The organism is Micromonospora sp. NPDC023888, from assembly GCF_040639415.1.
Taxonomy (GTDB): Bacteria; Actinomycetota; Actinomycetes; order Mycobacteriales; family Micromonosporaceae; genus Micromonospora.
In genome coordinates this window covers 16,046-31,675 of sequence record NZ_JBEZZW010000043.1, presented here as the reverse complement: position 1 = coordinate 31,675, position 15,630 = coordinate 16,046, and the positions used below count along the sequence as shown (strand labels likewise).

Genomic DNA, 15,630 nt, shown 5'->3' with positions numbered 1-15,630 from the left:
GGCTCACGGGCGGGGGGTGCCGCTGGACGGGACGCCCGGCAGCGGGTCGGTCTGCTGCACCGGCGGCAGCGGCTGTCCCGTGCCGGAGTGCTGCGGGTAGCCGTCCCGGCTGGGGTCGGCGTAGCCGCCGGACGTCGGCTCCGCGTAGCCGCCGGACGTCGGGTCGGTGTGCGTGCCGGGGGTCGGGTCGAGGTAGCCGCTTGGCGGGACGGCGTCCGACACGGCGCCGGGTGCCGGCGGCTGCGTCGGGATGACAGCGGTCTGCTCCGGGTCGTACGCCCCCGCGCCCCGGTAGGTCGAGGATCCGTTGCCGGAGCCGTCACCAGCGGCGGAGACACTTCGGGTCAGCCGGCCGGCCAACACACCGAGAACCGCCGCGCCGACCAGGAAGGTGCCGGGATTGCGCCGCGCGTAGTCGCGTACCTCGGTGATCAGGTCGCCGGGCTCACGCTGCTCGAGCCAGCCGGCGACGCCGTGCACCCGGTCGGCGGCCTGACGGGCCAGCTCGGTCACCGGGCCGGCCTGACCGCCCTGCTCGGCCATCGAACGCATCTCGTCGGCCAGCGAACGCAGGCCACCGGCAGCGCGGCGCTGCTGCTCACCGGCCTGGCCGGTGAGCTGGGTGCGGGCCTCGCCGTACAGGTTGCGGGCCTGCCGGGCCGCCTCGCGGCCGACCTCGGCGCCCTGCTCCTTCGCGGTCTGGGCGACCGCGCCGCCAGCCTGCGCGGCCTCGGAACCGACCTGGCGCACCTGGTCGCGAACGCCACCGCCGTTCGTCGACTGCTGCCCGTACGTGGAAGACGTAGGTGAAAGATCGTAAGACATGATTTCCCTTCCGCTCAGAAAGTCGTAGCGGTTGTGCTGGGGGGATGCGGTGCGTTGCCGCGACCGCTGACCATTCACCTACCCTCGGTTTCGGCTTCCATACTTCTTCGTGCATTTCTCTGCGCGGCCGGTTGGATCGACTTCAAAATGGAGGATCGTCGGGCTGCGTCATGTCGCCGCTGCGGACAGTGCGGTTCGCGAGGGCCGGCAGAGCCACGGAGGGGGCAGCGATGGCACGAGACGTGCGAGGTGGCCGACGGGCGGGCCCCCGACCCCGGGTCCAGGTGGCCGCGCTGGTGGTGGCCGGGGTCTTCCTGCTGATCGGCGTTCTCGGCTTCGTCCCCGGTATCACCACCGACTACGGCGAGCTGAGATTCGCCGGACACCACTCCGACGCGCGACTGCTCGGGCTGTTCCAGGTGTCGATCCTGCACAACGCGCTGCACCTGCTCTACGGGCTGGCGGGCCTGGCGCTGGCCCGCAGCGTCGCGGGCGCCCGCGTGTTCCTGGCCGCCGGTGGGGCGAGCTATCTGGCGCTCTGGCTGTACGGCCTGGCCATCGAGGCGGTCGACACCGAGAGCGGGGCGAACATCCTGCCGGTGAACAACGCCGACAACTGGCTGCACCTCGCACTCGGCTTCGGGATGCTCGCGCTCGGGCTGCTGCTGTCGAACCAGGCGGGCACCGGCGGGCGCCTGGACAACCCGGCCGAACGGCACTGACCCGGAGCTTTGGGGTTTCCCGGTCACGACCACCGGGGTAGTCGACAGGTGAAGGAGGTGCGGACATGCCTCGTTGGCTACGCAACAACGCCCTGACCGCCGCCATGCTGGGGGCGTTCCTGATCTTCCTGCTGTTGCAGAGCGTCTTCGGCTGGCAGACCCACAACGAGGAGCTGACCGAGTTCGGGGCCGCCCCGCTGACCTGGCCGGCGTACCTGAGCAGCGGGCACTTCATCGAGTCGGTCTTCGAGAACTGGGAGTCGGAGTTCCTCCAGATGGGCGGGTACGTCCTGCTCACCGCGTACCTGGTGCAGCGGGGCTCGGCCGAGTCGAAGCCGGTGGAACAGACCGACCGGCCGAAGGACGACGAGCGTCGGGCCACCCCGGAGTCACCCTGGCCGGTGCGCGCCGGCGGCCTGCCCCTGGTGATCTACCGCAACAGCCTCTCCCTCGCGCTGCTCCTGATCTTCGCCGGTTCGTTCGTCGGTCACCTGCTCGGTGGCACCGCCGCGTACAACCAGGAGCAGGCGCTACAGAGTGGCGCACCGCCGATCGGCGTGTGGGAGTTCCTCGGCACCAGCGACTTCTGGTTCCAGTCCATGCAGAACTGGCAGAGCGAGTTCCTCGCCGTCGGAGCGCTCATCCTGCTGAGCATCGTCCTGCGCCAGCACGCCTCACCCGAGTCGAAGCCGGTGACCGTCGCGCACGCCAGCACCGGCGGGTGAGCGGCGGCACGGCCGTCAGGCCGCGACCGGCAGTCGCTTGGCGAAACAGACGCTGTACGGGTTGCCCACGTACTCGCCGTAGACCGGGATCTGGTCGTAGCCAGACGAGGTGTACAGCCCGATCGCGGCCGGCAGGTAGGTGCCCGTCTCCAGGCAGACCATCGAGTGCCCCTGCCGGAACGCGCACTCCTCAAGTGCGGCAAGCAGTTGACGGGCGATGCCCCGCCCCCGGTAGGCAGGCCGGACGTACATCCGCTTGATCTCGCCGGTGTCGGCATCGAGCGCCTGGAGACCGCCGCAGGCGACCGCCCGACCGTGCACCACCGCCGCCAGGTAGCGAACGTCGTCGTGGGGGACGAACACCTGCCCATCCAACCCACCATCGGCCGCACGCAGCTCACGCTGCTGCGCGATGACCAAAGCGGCGATCTCCGGATCGATGACGGGCCGAGACTCGATCAGCATCACCCCACGCTAGGACGGGTGGATTTCGCGAAGGTTTCCGGAAATCAACCCGATCACGGAGCGCAACGGACTACTCGGCGTCGTCATCGTTGTCATCGTCGAGATCGTCGAGGTCGTCGGACGAGTCCGCGCCCACCTCGTCCGCCGATCGCACCCGGCGGGCCTTGCGGGCAGCGAGCCGGTCGGCCGCGGAGAGCCGGTTCGACTTCTCCTCCAAGCGGACGTCGGTGCCCCGGTTGCCGGGTACGAAGTCCACGCCGGCGTAGAGCGTCGGCTTCCAGTCGAACTCGCGCTCACCGATCCGGACCAGGTCACCGGGCTCCGCGCCGGCCTTGGCGAGCTTGTCCTCCACCCCGAGCCGGGCCAGCCGGTCAGCGAGGTAGCCGACCGCCTCGTCGTTGTCGAAGTTGGTCTGCTTGACCCAGCGCTCGGGTCGGACACCGCGAACGGTGAACGAGCCGTCCACCTCGGCGGTGATGGTGAAGCCGTCGTCGTCCACGGCGATCGGACGGATCACGATCCGGGTCGGCTCGGCGGGCGGCGCGGCCTTGCGCTCCGCCTCGACCAGCTCGGCCATCGCGTAGGTCAGCTCCTTGAGCCCCTCCCGGGTGGCCGCAGAGACCTCGAACACCCGGTAGCCGCGCTCCTCCAGGTCGGGGCGCACGATCTCGGCGAGGTCCCGACCGTCCGGCACGTCGACCTTGTTCACGGCGACCAGCCGTGGCCGGTCGGCCAGCCCGCCGTACTGGCTCAGCTCGGCCTCGATGGCGTCGATGTCGGCGACCGGGTCACGGCCGGGCTCCAGGGTCGCCGAGTCGATGACGTGCACCAGCACGGCGCAACGCTCGATGTGCCGCAGGAACTCCAGACCCAGCCCCTTGCCGGTGGCCGCGCCGGGGATCAGGCCCGGCACGTCGGCGACGGTGAAGGTGTGGTTGTCCATCCGGACCACGCCGAGGTTGGGCACGAGGGTGGTGAACGGGTAGTCGGCGATCTTCGGCTTCGCGGCGGAGATCACCGAGATCAGCGACGACTTGCCGGCCGACGGGAAGCCCACCAGGCCCACGTCGGCGACGCTCTTCAGCTCCAGCACGATGTCGAGCTGGTCACCGGGCTCGCCCAGCTCGGCGAAGCCCGGCGCCTTGCGCTTGGCGTTGGCGAGCGACGCGTTGCCCCGCCCGCCGCGCCCGCCGCGAGCCACCTCGAAGGTGGTGCCGGCGCCGACCATGTCGGCCAGCACGGTGCCGTCGGTGGTCTGCACCACGGTGCCGTTGGGCACCTTCAGCACCAGGGTGCGGCCGTTGGCCCCGTCCCGGTTCGACCCGGCGCCGCCCTTGCCGTTGTCGGCCTTGACGTGCGGGTGGAAGTGGAAGTCGAGCAGGGTGGTGACCTGCGGGTCGACGACCAGGGACACGCTGCCGCCGTGCCCGCCGTTACCGCCGTCCGGCCCGCCGAAGGGCTTGAACTTCTCGCGGTGGATCGAGACACAACCGTGCCCACCATCGCCGGCCTGCAGATGCAGAACGACCCGGTCAACGAACGTTGCCACGGCGTCAATCCTTCCAGCGAGGTCCAACCCCGCACTTCGAAAAAAAGCCAAACGGGCCGGGACCCGTAGGTCCGCGGCCCGCTTGGCTCGAGAACTACTGCTGCGGAACGATGCTGACGGTCTTACGACCGCGCTTGGTGCCGAACAGGACCGCACCGGCCGACAGCGCGAACAGCGTGTCGTCGCCGCCACGGCCGACCAGGTCACCGGGGTGGAACTTGGTGCCACGCTGCCGGATGATGATCTCACCGGCGCTGACGACCTGACCACCGAAGCGCTTCACGCCGAGTCGCTGGGCCGCGGAGTCACGACCGTTACGCGAGCTGGACGCACCCTTTTTGTGAGCCATTGGAGGACGACCTACTTCCCGCTGGAGATGCCGGTCACCTTGACCTGGGTCAACGGCTGGCGGTGACCCTGGCGCTTGTGGTAGCCGGTCTTGTTCTTGAACTTGTGGATCCGGATCTTCGGGCCCTTGGTGTGCGCGGCGATTTCGCCGGACACCGCGACCTCGGCAAGCTTCGCCGCGTCGGTCACCAGGTCGTCACCGTCGACGAGGAGCACCGCGGTGAGCTTCACCGCGTCACCGGGGGCACCGGTGAGCTTCTCGACCTCGATCACGTCGCCCTCGGCGACCTTGTACTGCTTGCCGCCGGTCTTGACGATCGCGTACATCGGAGGCGGACTCCCTGTCGTTGAGGCTGCTGGCGGTCGTCCCCGCGGCGGCTCGCCGGGTAGCAGTGCACGGCGGCGCGGGCACACGGGAACTCGGCACACCAAAGGTGGGCCGCAGGCAAGAGTACGCCATTGCCGGCCCGGACCCCAAACCGGCCCGCCCTGGTCAGCGCGCGCAGAGCTGGTCGAGGCGCTGCTGGAGCCGGTCCAGCTCAGTCTCGTCGATCGACTCGACGTCGACGCTGAGCGCGGCCACCTCGGTGCCGAGGTCGGTGAGCAGAGTCTTGAGCTGCGGATCGGTGGCCCGCTCCGACTGCTCCCGCAGCTCGGTGCGCCAGCCGTGCAGAGCCCCCTCGGCCCGCCCACGGGCGGCCTCGGCCGTGCCGCTGTCCCCGGCGCCCACCGCCGCGACCATCCGGCCCAGCTCTGCCACGTACGTCCGGACGGCGGTGGTGCTTGCCTGCTGGGCGGCGGCACAGACCTGCGTGGCGTCGCCCGCCGCGGCACCACTTGCCGGAATGCCGCTCGGCCCGGAGGTCGGGCCACCGGTGGTCACGCCGACCGGACCGGACCCCACGCCCTCCGGCCGGTCGGCGGAGCAGCCGGCCACGTCGAAGAGCACTGTGACAAGCGCGGTGACGGCGAGCAGACGACGCATCTTCTTCTCCTGACCCGGGACGACCGATCCTGGACCGAGGTGGCCGCAACGACGAGGTCCCTCCCCCGTCACTTTGCCGGGGAAGGGACCTCGTCAAACACTTGGCCGGTCAGGGGCGCGTCCGCCGGCGGGCACCACCCCGGCGGGACCGGCGACGACCGGCGCCACCCTCGGCGCTGTCCTCGTCGCCCTCACCGTCGGCGAGCGCGTCCGGGTCGTCCGCCGCGGCCAGCCGAGCCGACTCCCCCTGCTGACTGTCGGAGACCGCCGGCGCGGCGGCGGTGTCCGACTCGTAGCGGGACAGGTCGTAGCCCATGGTGTCCTGGTAGTCGGCGTCCGGCTCGGCGCTGGTGTCGGTGTCGACGACCTCGACCACGGCCCGCTCGGCCGGGGCGTTCTTGCGTGCCCGGCGGCGGGACGACGCGGTGCCCTGCTCGGCGGCCGGAGCGGCGGCCACCGACGAGGCGACCGCCTTGACCTTCTCCCCGGCACCGGCGGCGCGCGCCTTCTCCGGCACCGGCTCGGTGTGCATGATGACGCCCCGACCCTTGCAGCACTCGCAGGTCTCGCTGAACGCCTCGAGCAGGCCCGCGCCGATCCGCTTACGGGTCATCTGCACCAGGCCGAGCGAGGTGATCTCGGTGACCTGGTGCTTGGTGCGGTCGCGGCCCAGGCACTCGGTGAGCCGGCGCAGCACCAGCTCACGGTTCGACTCGAGCACCATGTCGATGAAGTCGATCACCACGATGCCGCCGATGTCCCGCAGCCGGAGCTGGCGGACGATCTCCTCCGCCGCCTCCAGGTTGTTACGGGTGACGGTCTCCTCCAGGTTGCCCCCGGAGCCGGTGTACTTACCGGTGTTGACGTCCACCACGGTCATCGCCTCGGTGCGGTCGATCACCAGCGAGCCACCGGAGGGCAGGAAGACCTTGCGGTCCAGGCCCTTGATGATCTGCTCGTCGATCCGGTACTCGGCGAAGACGTCACTCGTGCCGACGTGCCGGCGTACCCGGTCGACCAGATCCGGTGAGACGTGCGACAGGTACGACTCGACCACGTCGTACGACTGCTCGCCCTCGATCACCAGCTCGCGGAAGTCCTCGTTGAACAGGTCCCGGACCACGCGGATGACCAGGTCCGGCTCCCCGTAGAGCAGCGCCGGAGCGCCACCCTCGGCCGCCTTGGCCTGGATGTCCTCCCACTGCGCCTGCAGACGCTTGACGTCGCGGGCCAGCTCGTCCTCGCTGGCGCCCTCGGCGGCCGTCCGGACGATCACGCCCGCGCCGTCCGGGACCAGCTTCTTGAGCACGTCACGCAGACGCTTGCGCTCGTTGTCCGGCAACTTCCGGCTGATGCCGGAGGCGTTGCCGTTCGGCACGTAGACCAGGTGCCGGCCGGAGAGCGCGATGTGGCTGGTCAGCCGAGCGCCCTTGTGCCCGATCGGGTCCTTGGTGACCTGGACCAGCACCGAGTCGCCGGAGCGCAGCGCCTGCTCGATCGAGCGGGCCCGCCCTTCCAGACCGGACGTGTCCCAGTTGACCTCGCCGGCGTACAGCACCGCGTTGCGACCCCGGCCGACGTCGACGAACGCCGCCTCCATGCTCGGCAGCACGTTCTGCACCTTGCCCAGGTACACGTTGCCGGCCATGGTGCCGGAGGAGTTGCGGGTGACGTAGTGCTCGACGAGCACCCCGTCCTCCAAGACGGCGATCTGGGTGCGGTCACCGCGCTGGCGGACCGCCATCACCCGATCGACGGCCTCCCGGCGCGCCAGGAACTCCGACTCGCTGAGAATCGGCGGTCGGGTACGCCGCTGCTCCCGGCCGTCCCGGCGGCGCTGGCGCTTGGCCTCCAGCCGGGTCGAACCGGACACGCCCTGCACCTCGTCGACGGTCCGGCGCGGCTCGCGGATCTTGACCACGGTCGGTACGCCGTCGTCGGCGGCGCCCTCCGTGTCGCCTGCGCCCCGGCGACGACGACGCCTGCGGCGACGGGTCAAGCCGTCCCCGCCCTCGGCCTCCTCGTCCTCGTCACCCTCGGCCTCGACCTCGGCGGTCTCTTCCTCGTCGGCCTGCGCCGCCTCCTCGGACTCCTCGTCCTCGGCGTCGTCGGCCCCGCCCTTGCCCCGGCCCCGGCCGCGGCGACCACGCCGGCGGCGGCGGCGCGCGGCGGCGCTGTCCTCGTCGTCCTCATCCGCCTCGGCGGCCTCGTCGGCCTCCTCGGTCGGCTCCTCCTCGGCCTCGATCGCCTCGACCGGCTCCACCGGCTCGACCTCGCGGCGACCACGCCGACGGCGGCGGGACGGCTCGGCGGCCTCCTCGACCGCCGGTTCCTCGGCGACGGGAGCGGGCTCGACCGGCCGGGTGACCGGCACGGCGTCCGGCTGGGGGGCCATGAACAGCACGGTGGGCGCGGAGAGCGCGGCCCGCCCACGACGGGTACGCGGCTGCTCCGGCTCGACCTCGGCCGGCTCAATCGGCTCAGCTGTCACACCGGAAACGGCGACACCTGGTGACACCTCACCGGCGCTGCTCCAGGGCGACTCGGCGGCGGTCACGCTCCGGGTGTCGTTCAGCTCGGCCTCGGCCTCGCGCAGGTCGGAGGCCGCCGGCTCCTCGGCCGCGACCGGCTCGTCGGCGGGCGGCTCCTCGACCGCGGGCGGCTCCTCGACGGCCGCCGGGGTGGCCTTCTTGCGCCGGGTACGGGTCACCTTGACCGGCGGGACCACGTCGGTCGGGGCCGCCTCCGCGGAGGACGCGACAAGCGGCTCCTCGGCGGTCGTCTCGACGGGGGTGGCCTTGCGACGGCGCCGGGGGGTCTTGGGCGCGACGTCCTGGTCGCCGGAGATCGGGGCGAAGACCTCCGCCTGCGGCGACTCGGCGCTGGCGGCCTCGCTGGTGGACGCCTCGGCCGGCGCGTCGGTCTGCTCCGGCTGGCTGAGCGGGGCGGCGCGACGCCGGGTCGTCCGGGTGCGCCGTACCGGTGTGGTGGGCTCGGCGCTCTGCGCGCCGTCCGGCTCCACCGAAGCCGAACCGACGGCCGTGGTGGGAGGCGCGACGGCGGCGCCGTCGGCCGTGGTGCTCTGGTCGGCGGTGTCCCCGGCCGGCTGTGAACCGGTCCGTTCGCCGCCCTCGGGCTCGTTCTCGAGCATGGACGTTCTCCAGTTCTGGCTACCCCGGGCGCGGGTGAGCGCTGCCACGCAGGGTCGCCGCAAAAGTGTTTCCGCCGGGCGCGCGTGGTGCGCGACCGCCGAAGTCTGCCTGCCAGAGCACGGACCGTCGGTCAGTGCCCAACGATGGCTGCCCCGTCGCGGTCCGCATCCAACGGATCCACGATCGCACCCTGCGCGGTCAACGTGCCCTGAGCCAGCCGGGTCACCCTCGGCGAAACCGGCGGCTCCAGGTCGGCCACCACGCGGAGGCCGGAAAGGACGTCATCGGGCCGTACGGACGGGGTGACCTGCCGCACGACCAGTTCGAGTATCGCACACGGTACGGCCGGCGCCCCGGAAGGCGTCGGCGTTGGCGCGAGGACATCGACCGATATCACCGCGGCGCGGGCGTCGAAGGTGCGTCGACCCTGCTTGGTCATCCGCTCCACCAGCACCTCGTCCGCCGCGAGGAAGGCGTCCACCGCGGTGCGGAGCACCGTCGTCTCGACCTCGGGCAACTCGATGCGCCAGTGCGACGCCTCGATCCGGTCCGGGAGGTTGCCCCCCTCGGCGATCACGGCGTCCAGGACGTCCAGCCCCGGCGAGAGCGCGGCGTCCAACGCGGCCCGCAGTTGCTCCGGGTCGACCGCTGCCTGGAGAGCGATCTCCAGGTACTCCGCCTCGCTCGCCACCCCGGTGGGCGCGGCGCTGGCATAGGAGATCTTCGGGTGCGGGTGGAAACCCTGGGAGAAGGCGATCGGCACAGCGGCCCGGCGCAGCGCGCGCTCGAACGCCCGGGCGAAGTCCCGGTGCGAGGTGAACCGCAGTGGTCCGCGCTTGGCGTACCGGATGCGGACGCGCTGGACGACCGGTGCCTGGCCGCCCTCGGGTTGAGGCTTCTTGGCGATCGTGGGCTCCTCGGGTGTACCTGCGTGTCCGACCATCCTGGCTCAGCGCCAGCGACGGTGTGCAGCCGGGGCGGCCGGATCGTCCCGACAGGCGGGTGCAGGCCGACCGGGTGGGCCGTAACCCACCCGCCCGGGAAGCCTGATGGCCGGCTGGCGCCCCGAAGGGTCACCAGCCGGCCATCACACGATCAGGACCGGTTACCGCTCCTGCGGCGGGACGGGTGGCGCCCCGCCCGGAGGGCCGTACCCACCCGGAGGGCCGTACCCGGGGGGCGGCGGGGGGTAGCCGGGCGACGGGGCGTACCCGGGTGGCTGCGGGTAGCCGGGAGGCGGGACGTAACCCGCGTCCGGTGCCGGATGGGTGCCGGAGATCATCCGGTCCAGCGCCTCGTCCGGGATGTCGGCGGCGGCCCGGGCCGCCTCCCGCCGGTACCGTCGGCGGTTCCAGATGAGGAACACCGCCAGCGCCAGCAGCAGCACCAGCACCACGGCGATGCCGATGACCACGACCATGACCTGCTGGTCGGTGGGGCCGCCGCGATCGCCGTGCTGGCTGAGGTCGAACTCCTCCTCCGGATCCCCGCCGGTGATGACCGGGTCCGAAGCGGTCGTCGCCGACGGGCCGAGCAGCGGGTTGGCGGTGACCGACGGTACGTCGGCGGTCAGCGCCTTCATCGGGTCGATCACTCCGAAGCCGTACTGCGGATCTCGGCCAGCCGGGCCGGCGTCCCGGGCGGTCCGGATGATCCGGTTTATCACGTTCGGACCGCTGAGGTCCGGATATTTCGCCCGGATCAGCGCGGCCAGAGCGGAGACGATAGCGGTGGAGTCGGAGGTCCCGTCACCCCAGCCGTAGCCGCCCTCGTTTGTGGCGTTGTAGATGCCATCGCCCGGAGCGGCGACCACCGCCTCGGGCCCCTGGACCGAGCCGGACCAGAACGAGCCACCCTTGGTCGTCCCGGTCACCGCGATCACACCGGGGGTGTTTGCCGGATTCACCACGCCGACATCGCCCTTGGCGGTGTTGCCAGCGGAGGCCACCAGGACGACGTCGTGGTCCAACGCGTACTTGATCGCGCTCTCCTCGTCGGCGCTGGCAGCGCCCGGCCCACCGACGGACAAGTTGATCACCTTGGCGCCACCGTCGACTGCCATCCGGATGCCGAGGGCGATCGCCGCGTCGCTGTAGGTCCCGCTGCCCTTGCGCATCTTGATCGGCAGGATCTTCACGCCGGGGGCGATGCCGTCCACCCCGTCGCGACCACCGCTCTTCGCCGCGATGATGCCGGCCATGTGCGTGCCGTGGCCGTTCTCGTCGGCCCGACCGTCTCCGGAGGCGCCGTAGCTGCGACCACCGGGAAGCACCTGGCCGCGCAGATCCGGGTGGCTGGCCTCGACACCGCTGTCGAGCACGGCCACGACCACGCCCTGCCCGGTCGAGATCGTGTGCACCTGCTCGATCCGGAGCTCGTCCAGATACCACTGCTCGGCCCGCCGGGGCGCGGCGGCCGCCGGCTGGGCGGCCCCCACCACCAGGAACCCCGCCAGCAGACAGGCGATCACCGGTCGGAGGCTTCCGACATTCACTCTCATCCGCCCATCCTCACCGCAGGACACCCGGCGACGCCCCGTCACCAGGACCCCACGGATCGTCATCCTCGGTCAACCACGACGAGTGCTCGGAGCCGCTGCCGCCGGCACCGTGCCCGGCGCCGCCCGCGCCGCCCATCATGCCGCCCGCCATTCCGGCGCCTCCCAGGCCCGCGCCCCCACGCGCGCCGCCCGCCATCCCGGCGCCGCCCGCGCCAGCACCCGCGGCGGTACGCAGCGCGTTGGCCGCGCTCGTCATCGGCGGCACCTTTCCGTTGCCGCCACCCACCATGCCGGGGATGCCGCCCACGCCGATGCCGCCGCCCGCGCCCAGGCCGCCGCCCGCGCCGACCCCGCCGGCCGAGCCGACACCGGCCCCACCCCCGAAACCACCGCCGGCGCCGCCCAGACCGGCGCCGCCCAGACCGGCGCTGCCGAGACCGGCGCCACCGATGCCGCTGGGGCTGGCACCAGCCAGACCACTGCTGTAGCTGTCGTCGCCCTCCGGGTAGCCCGGATAACCGGACCCGGTCGGTGGGGGCGTGAGCCCGCCGGTGCCGCCGGAGGACGGGCCACCGCCGATCCCGCCGGAACCGGTCGGGGAGAACGGGTCGACAGTGGACGTGGGGCCGCCCCCACCACCGAGACTCGGTGGCCTACTGCCGATCGAGGGGCCGCCACCACCGATGTCGGGCTTCCCGCCGAAGTCGCCACCACCGATGTCGGGCCGCCCGCTCGGCGGAACCCGGGGGTCACGACGGATGTCGTCCCGGAGATCTTGCGTGTCCGGCCCGGCGACGGTGAGCTTGGGACGCTCGGTGTAGACCGCCTGGGGCAGCGGCGACATCGCGGCGGTGGCCGCCTGCTGGTTGTCCCGGTACCAGTTGTCCAGGTGCGACTTGGTGTCCCACCAACCGCCCCGCTTCTGGTCACCCGCCTGGCCGTCGACCTTCATGGTCGCCTCCAGGTCGTCGGCCTTGTCGCGGAACGCGCCGTCGGCGTACGAACCGGGGTTGCTCTGGTAGTCCTTGCGCAGCGCGGCGAGGAAGCCCGACGCGCTCTCGCCGTCGCGGGCGTCGTCGAGTTCGGTGCCGTTGGGCAGGCTCCACTCGTTGATGCCGAAGTCGTCCATCAGCGGGACCGGGATCGAGGCGACAGCCGTGCGGATGTCCTTCTCGATCCGCGTCAACGCGCCGCTGACGTTCGTCGCGTCGGTGATCAGTTCCTCCACCTGCTTGCCGATCTGGCCCAGGTGCTCGCGGTAGGCGTCACCACCGCTGCCCTTCCAGCCGGCGAGCATCCCGGGCAGGCCGCCGACGTGCGGGCGTTCCTGGCCGGTCGCGATCGGGCCGACGAACGACCGGCCGACGAGCGCGTCCCGGAGTTGTTGCAGACCGCTGGAGAGGTTGCTCCAGCCCGCTCCGACCGAACCGACCGTCTCCGGGTCGGCGGAGAGCGTGACCTCGCGGACGCACCGCTCCCAGGTTCCTCCAGCCATGACGTCCCCCTCAGGCCGTGTACGGGTAGGTGGGCGTGCCGCCGGCAGGGGGCGGCGGAGCCGCCGATTCGAGCAGCCGCTCGATCTCCTTGCCGTTGGCGGCGTTGCGTGCCTCGGTGTCCCGGAACGCCTTGGCGATCTCCTCGGTGCCCTCCTTCAGCGCGGCGAGTTTCTGGGAGAGCGTCTGGAGGTGCGTCTCCATGTTGCCGGTGGACTTGGTGAGCGCCTGCCACTGCATGCGGGCGTCCTCGTACGCGCCGAAGGGCGTGCCGCCAGGGACGGTCTGGGCGTTGTTGCTGTCGCCCTTCATCCGCTCCTTGATGCGTTCCATCTCATAGCTGATGGTGTCGTCGACGTACTGCTTCAGTCGATCGACATACGCCGCCGCGGCGTCCAGGTCCTCCACGCTGACGTGCAGATCGCCGATGTTCGGCGGCGGGATGGTCCCCATGAGCTTCCTCCCCCGTTCCCGACCCGCCGGGTCGGTCCATGTCAGACGCAGCGTATCGAGTCTGACCACGTCGGGGCAGCCCCGGTCGCCGCCATGTCGCGCCGGCTCTCGTCGATGGCGAGGCGGTCCTGGTGTGGAGCCCGACACGTGCCGACGGGCCCGCGAGAACGCGGGCCCGCCGGGTGACGTGTCGAGTGTGGAGAGTAGTGGGCACCGCCGCGGGGCGCTGCCCCGCGCCGGGCGGTCAGGCCTGGTGGTCGGCGGCCGGGACCTTCATACCGTTGCCGCCCAACGGGGTGAGCGGCAGCAGCTTCTTGCCGGTCGGGCCGATCTGGATCTCGGTGTCCATCGAGGGGCAGACGCCGCAGTCGAAGCAGGGCGTCCACCGGCAGTCGTCCTGCTCGAACTCGCTCACCGAGTCCTGCCAGTCCTGCCAGAGCCAGTCCTTGTCCAGGCCCGAGTCGAGGTGGTCCCAGGGCAGGACCTCAAGCTCCTCGCGCTGCCGGGTGGTGTACCAGTCGAGGTCGACCCCGAACGCGGGAAGCGTCTCGGCCGCCGCGTCCACCCAGCGCTGGTAGGAGAAGTGCTCGCTCCAACCGTCGAACCGGCCGCCGTTCTCCCAGACCTTGCGGATCACCGACCCGACCCGGCGGTCGCCCCGGGAGAGCAGCCCTTCGATGAGCGACGGCTCGCCGTCGTGGTAGCGGTAGCCGATGGCCCGACCCAGCGACCGGTCCGAGTTGATGGCCTGCTTGAGGATCTTGAGCCGGTGGTCGATGACCTCCGGGCGCTCCATCGAGGCCCACTGGAACGGGGTGTGCGGCTTGGGCACGAAGCCGCCGATCGAGACGGTGCAGCGGATGTCCTTGGAACCGGTGGCGGCCCGACCGGCCCTGATCACCTCGTGGGCCATCTCCGCGATCTCGAGGACGTCCTCGTCGGTCTCGGTGGGCAGGCCGCACATGAAGTAGAGCTTCACCTGCCGCCAGCCGTTGGTGTACGCGGTGACGACGGTGCGGATCAGGTCTTCCTTCGTCACCATCTTGTTGATGACCTTGCGGATCCGCTCCGACCCGCCCTCCGGGGCGAAGGTCAGGCCGGTCCGCCGCCCGTTGCGGGACAGCTCCTGGGCGAGGTCGATGTTGAAGGCGTCCACGCGGGTCGACGGCAGCGACAGCGACACGTTGGTGCCCTCGTACTGCTGGGCGAGGCCCGAGCACATGTCGCCGATCTCGGAGTGGTCGGCCGAGGAGAGCGACAGCAGGCCCACCTCGTTGAAGCCGGAGAACTCCAGGCCGTCGCGGACCATCTGCCCGACCGTGGTGATCGACCGCTCCCGCACCGGGCGGGTGATCATGCCCGCCTGGCAGAACCGGCAGCCCCGGGTGCAGCCTCGGAAGATCTCCACCGCGTACCGCTCGTGCACCGTCTCGGCCAGCGGCACGAGGGGCTTCTTCGGGTACGGCCAGGCGTCCAGGTCCATCGTCGTGCGCTTGTGCACCCGGAACGGCACGTCCGCCCGGTTCGGCACGACCCGCTGGATGCGCCCGTCCGGGAGGTAGTCGACGTCGTAGAAACGCGGCACGTAGACGCTCTCGGTGCGTGCCAGCCGCAGCAGCAGCTCGTCGCGGCCGCCCGGGGAGCCCTCGGCCTTCCACTCCCGGACGATCGCGGTGATCTCCAGGACGGCCTCCTCGCCGTCGCCGAGCACGGCGGCGTCGATGAAGTCGGCGATCGGCTCCGGGTTGAACGCGGCGTGCCCGCCGGCCACGATCACCGGGTCGGCGTCCGTGCGGTCGGCGGCCAGCATCGGAATGCCGGCCAGGTCGATCGCGGTGAGCATGTTGGTGTAGCCCAGCTCGGTGGAGAAGGAGATGCCGAACACGTCGAAGTCGCGCACCGCCCGGTGCGCGTCGACGGTGAACTGCGGCACGCCGTGCGTGCGCATCAGGTTCTCCAGGTCCGGCCAGACCGCGTACGTCCGCTCGGCGAGGGTGTCGGGCAGCTCGTTGAGCACCTCGTAGAGGATCTGCACGCCCTGGTTGGGCAGGCCCACCTCGTACGCGTCGGGGTACATCAGCGCCCAGCGCACTGTCGCGGCGGCCCAGTCCTTCCGCACCGCGCCCAGCTCGCCCCCGACGTACTGGATGGGCTTGGAAACCTGGGGCAGCAGCGGCTCGAGCTGGGACCAGACGGACGGCTCCAGGGAACGGCTCGGCGTCAGGGGCGCCGAGCTGGAGTCGTCGCGAGAGTTGGTCGCGGCCGCGCGCGGCGTCGTGGACGGGGCACTCATGATGCCCAAGGGTACGCGCCCGCCCGGCGGTGGCGACGCGGTACTAACCTCGGACCGGCGCGAGAGGAGATTGCCGCGATGCCCGAGCCCCAGCCGGGAGCACGGCCGGCCGACGGGACC

At 71.5% G+C, this 15,630-nt stretch carries 14 protein-coding genes; 2 read left to right on the top strand and 12 right to left on the bottom strand.

Features of this window, described 5'->3' with window-relative positions; all coding sequences use genetic code 11:
- Positions 1-3: 3 nt before the first annotated feature.
- On the bottom strand, positions 4-825 hold the full coding sequence (locus AB0F61_RS28845; RefSeq protein ID WP_357815898.1) for a hypothetical protein: 822 nt from the start codon (positions 823-825) through the stop codon (positions 4-6).
- 230 nt (positions 826-1,055) lie between these two features.
- On the opposite strand from AB0F61_RS28845, the gene AB0F61_RS28840 reads away from it, so the two are divergent.
- Together AB0F61_RS28840 and AB0F61_RS28835 are read left to right on the top strand one after the other, a co-directional pair.
- On the top strand, positions 1,056-1,547 hold the full coding sequence (locus AB0F61_RS28840; RefSeq protein WP_357815896.1) for a DUF4383 domain-containing protein: 492 nt from the start codon (positions 1,056-1,058) through the stop codon (positions 1,545-1,547).
- 65 nt (positions 1,548-1,612) lie between these two features.
- Positions 1,613-2,272, top strand: a complete 660-nt coding sequence (locus AB0F61_RS28835; protein WP_357815893.1) for a DUF6766 family protein — start codon at positions 1,613-1,615, stop codon at positions 2,270-2,272.
- 15 nt (positions 2,273-2,287) lie between these two features.
- On the opposite strand, the gene AB0F61_RS28830 is transcribed toward AB0F61_RS28835, so the two are convergent.
- The 11 genes from AB0F61_RS28830 to AB0F61_RS28780 all read right to left on the bottom strand — a co-directional run bounded on the left by AB0F61_RS28830 (position 2,288) and on the right by AB0F61_RS28780 (position 15,510).
- Positions 2,288-2,737, bottom strand: a complete 450-nt coding sequence (locus AB0F61_RS28830; RefSeq protein WP_357815890.1) for a GNAT family N-acetyltransferase — start codon at positions 2,735-2,737, stop codon at positions 2,288-2,290.
- Between the two features lie 70 nt (positions 2,738-2,807).
- Positions 2,808-4,286: a GTPase ObgE gene (gene obgE, locus AB0F61_RS28825; protein WP_357815887.1), complete on the bottom strand. Its 1,479-nt coding sequence runs from the start codon at positions 4,284-4,286 to the stop codon at positions 2,808-2,810.
- Positions 4,287-4,380: 94 nt separating this feature from the next.
- Positions 4,381-4,635 (bottom strand): 50S ribosomal protein L27, encoded by a 255-nt coding sequence (gene rpmA / locus AB0F61_RS28820; protein ID WP_007464062.1) that lies wholly within the window; start codon positions 4,633-4,635, stop codon positions 4,381-4,383.
- A gap of 11 nt (positions 4,636-4,646) precedes the next feature.
- A complete protein-coding gene (gene rplU / locus AB0F61_RS28815) occupies positions 4,647-4,961 on the bottom strand; it encodes a 50S ribosomal protein L21 (protein WP_007464063.1) in 315 nt (104 codons plus the stop codon).
- 166 nt (positions 4,962-5,127) lie between these two features.
- Entirely contained in the window at positions 5,128-5,619 is a 492-nt protein-coding gene (locus AB0F61_RS28810) for a hypothetical protein (RefSeq protein WP_357815885.1), read from the bottom strand.
- A gap of 109 nt (positions 5,620-5,728) precedes the next feature.
- Positions 5,729-8,770: an Rne/Rng family ribonuclease gene (locus AB0F61_RS28805; RefSeq protein WP_357815883.1), complete on the bottom strand. Its 3,042-nt coding sequence runs from the start codon at positions 8,768-8,770 to the stop codon at positions 5,729-5,731.
- A gap of 131 nt (positions 8,771-8,901) precedes the next feature.
- Positions 8,902-9,714 carry a TIGR03936 family radical SAM-associated protein gene (locus AB0F61_RS28800; protein WP_357815881.1) on the bottom strand — a complete coding sequence of 271 codons (813 nt, stop codon included), beginning with the start codon at positions 9,712-9,714 and terminating at the stop codon, positions 8,902-8,904.
- A 162-nt stretch (positions 9,715-9,876) separates the two neighbouring features.
- Entirely contained in the window at positions 9,877-11,271 is a 1,395-nt protein-coding gene (gene mycP, locus AB0F61_RS28795) for a type VII secretion-associated serine protease mycosin (protein WP_357815879.1), read from the bottom strand.
- A gap of 10 nt (positions 11,272-11,281) precedes the next feature.
- Entirely contained in the window at positions 11,282-12,766 is a 1,485-nt protein-coding gene (locus tag AB0F61_RS28790; protein WP_357815876.1) for a hypothetical protein, read from the bottom strand.
- A 10-nt stretch (positions 12,767-12,776) separates the two neighbouring features.
- Positions 12,777-13,217, bottom strand: a complete 441-nt coding sequence (locus tag AB0F61_RS28785; RefSeq protein WP_357815873.1) for a hypothetical protein — start codon at positions 13,215-13,217, stop codon at positions 12,777-12,779.
- A gap of 244 nt (positions 13,218-13,461) precedes the next feature.
- Entirely contained in the window at positions 13,462-15,510 is a 2,049-nt protein-coding gene (locus tag AB0F61_RS28780; protein ID WP_357815870.1) for a TIGR03960 family B12-binding radical SAM protein, read from the bottom strand.
- Positions 15,511-15,630 lie beyond the last annotated feature (120 nt).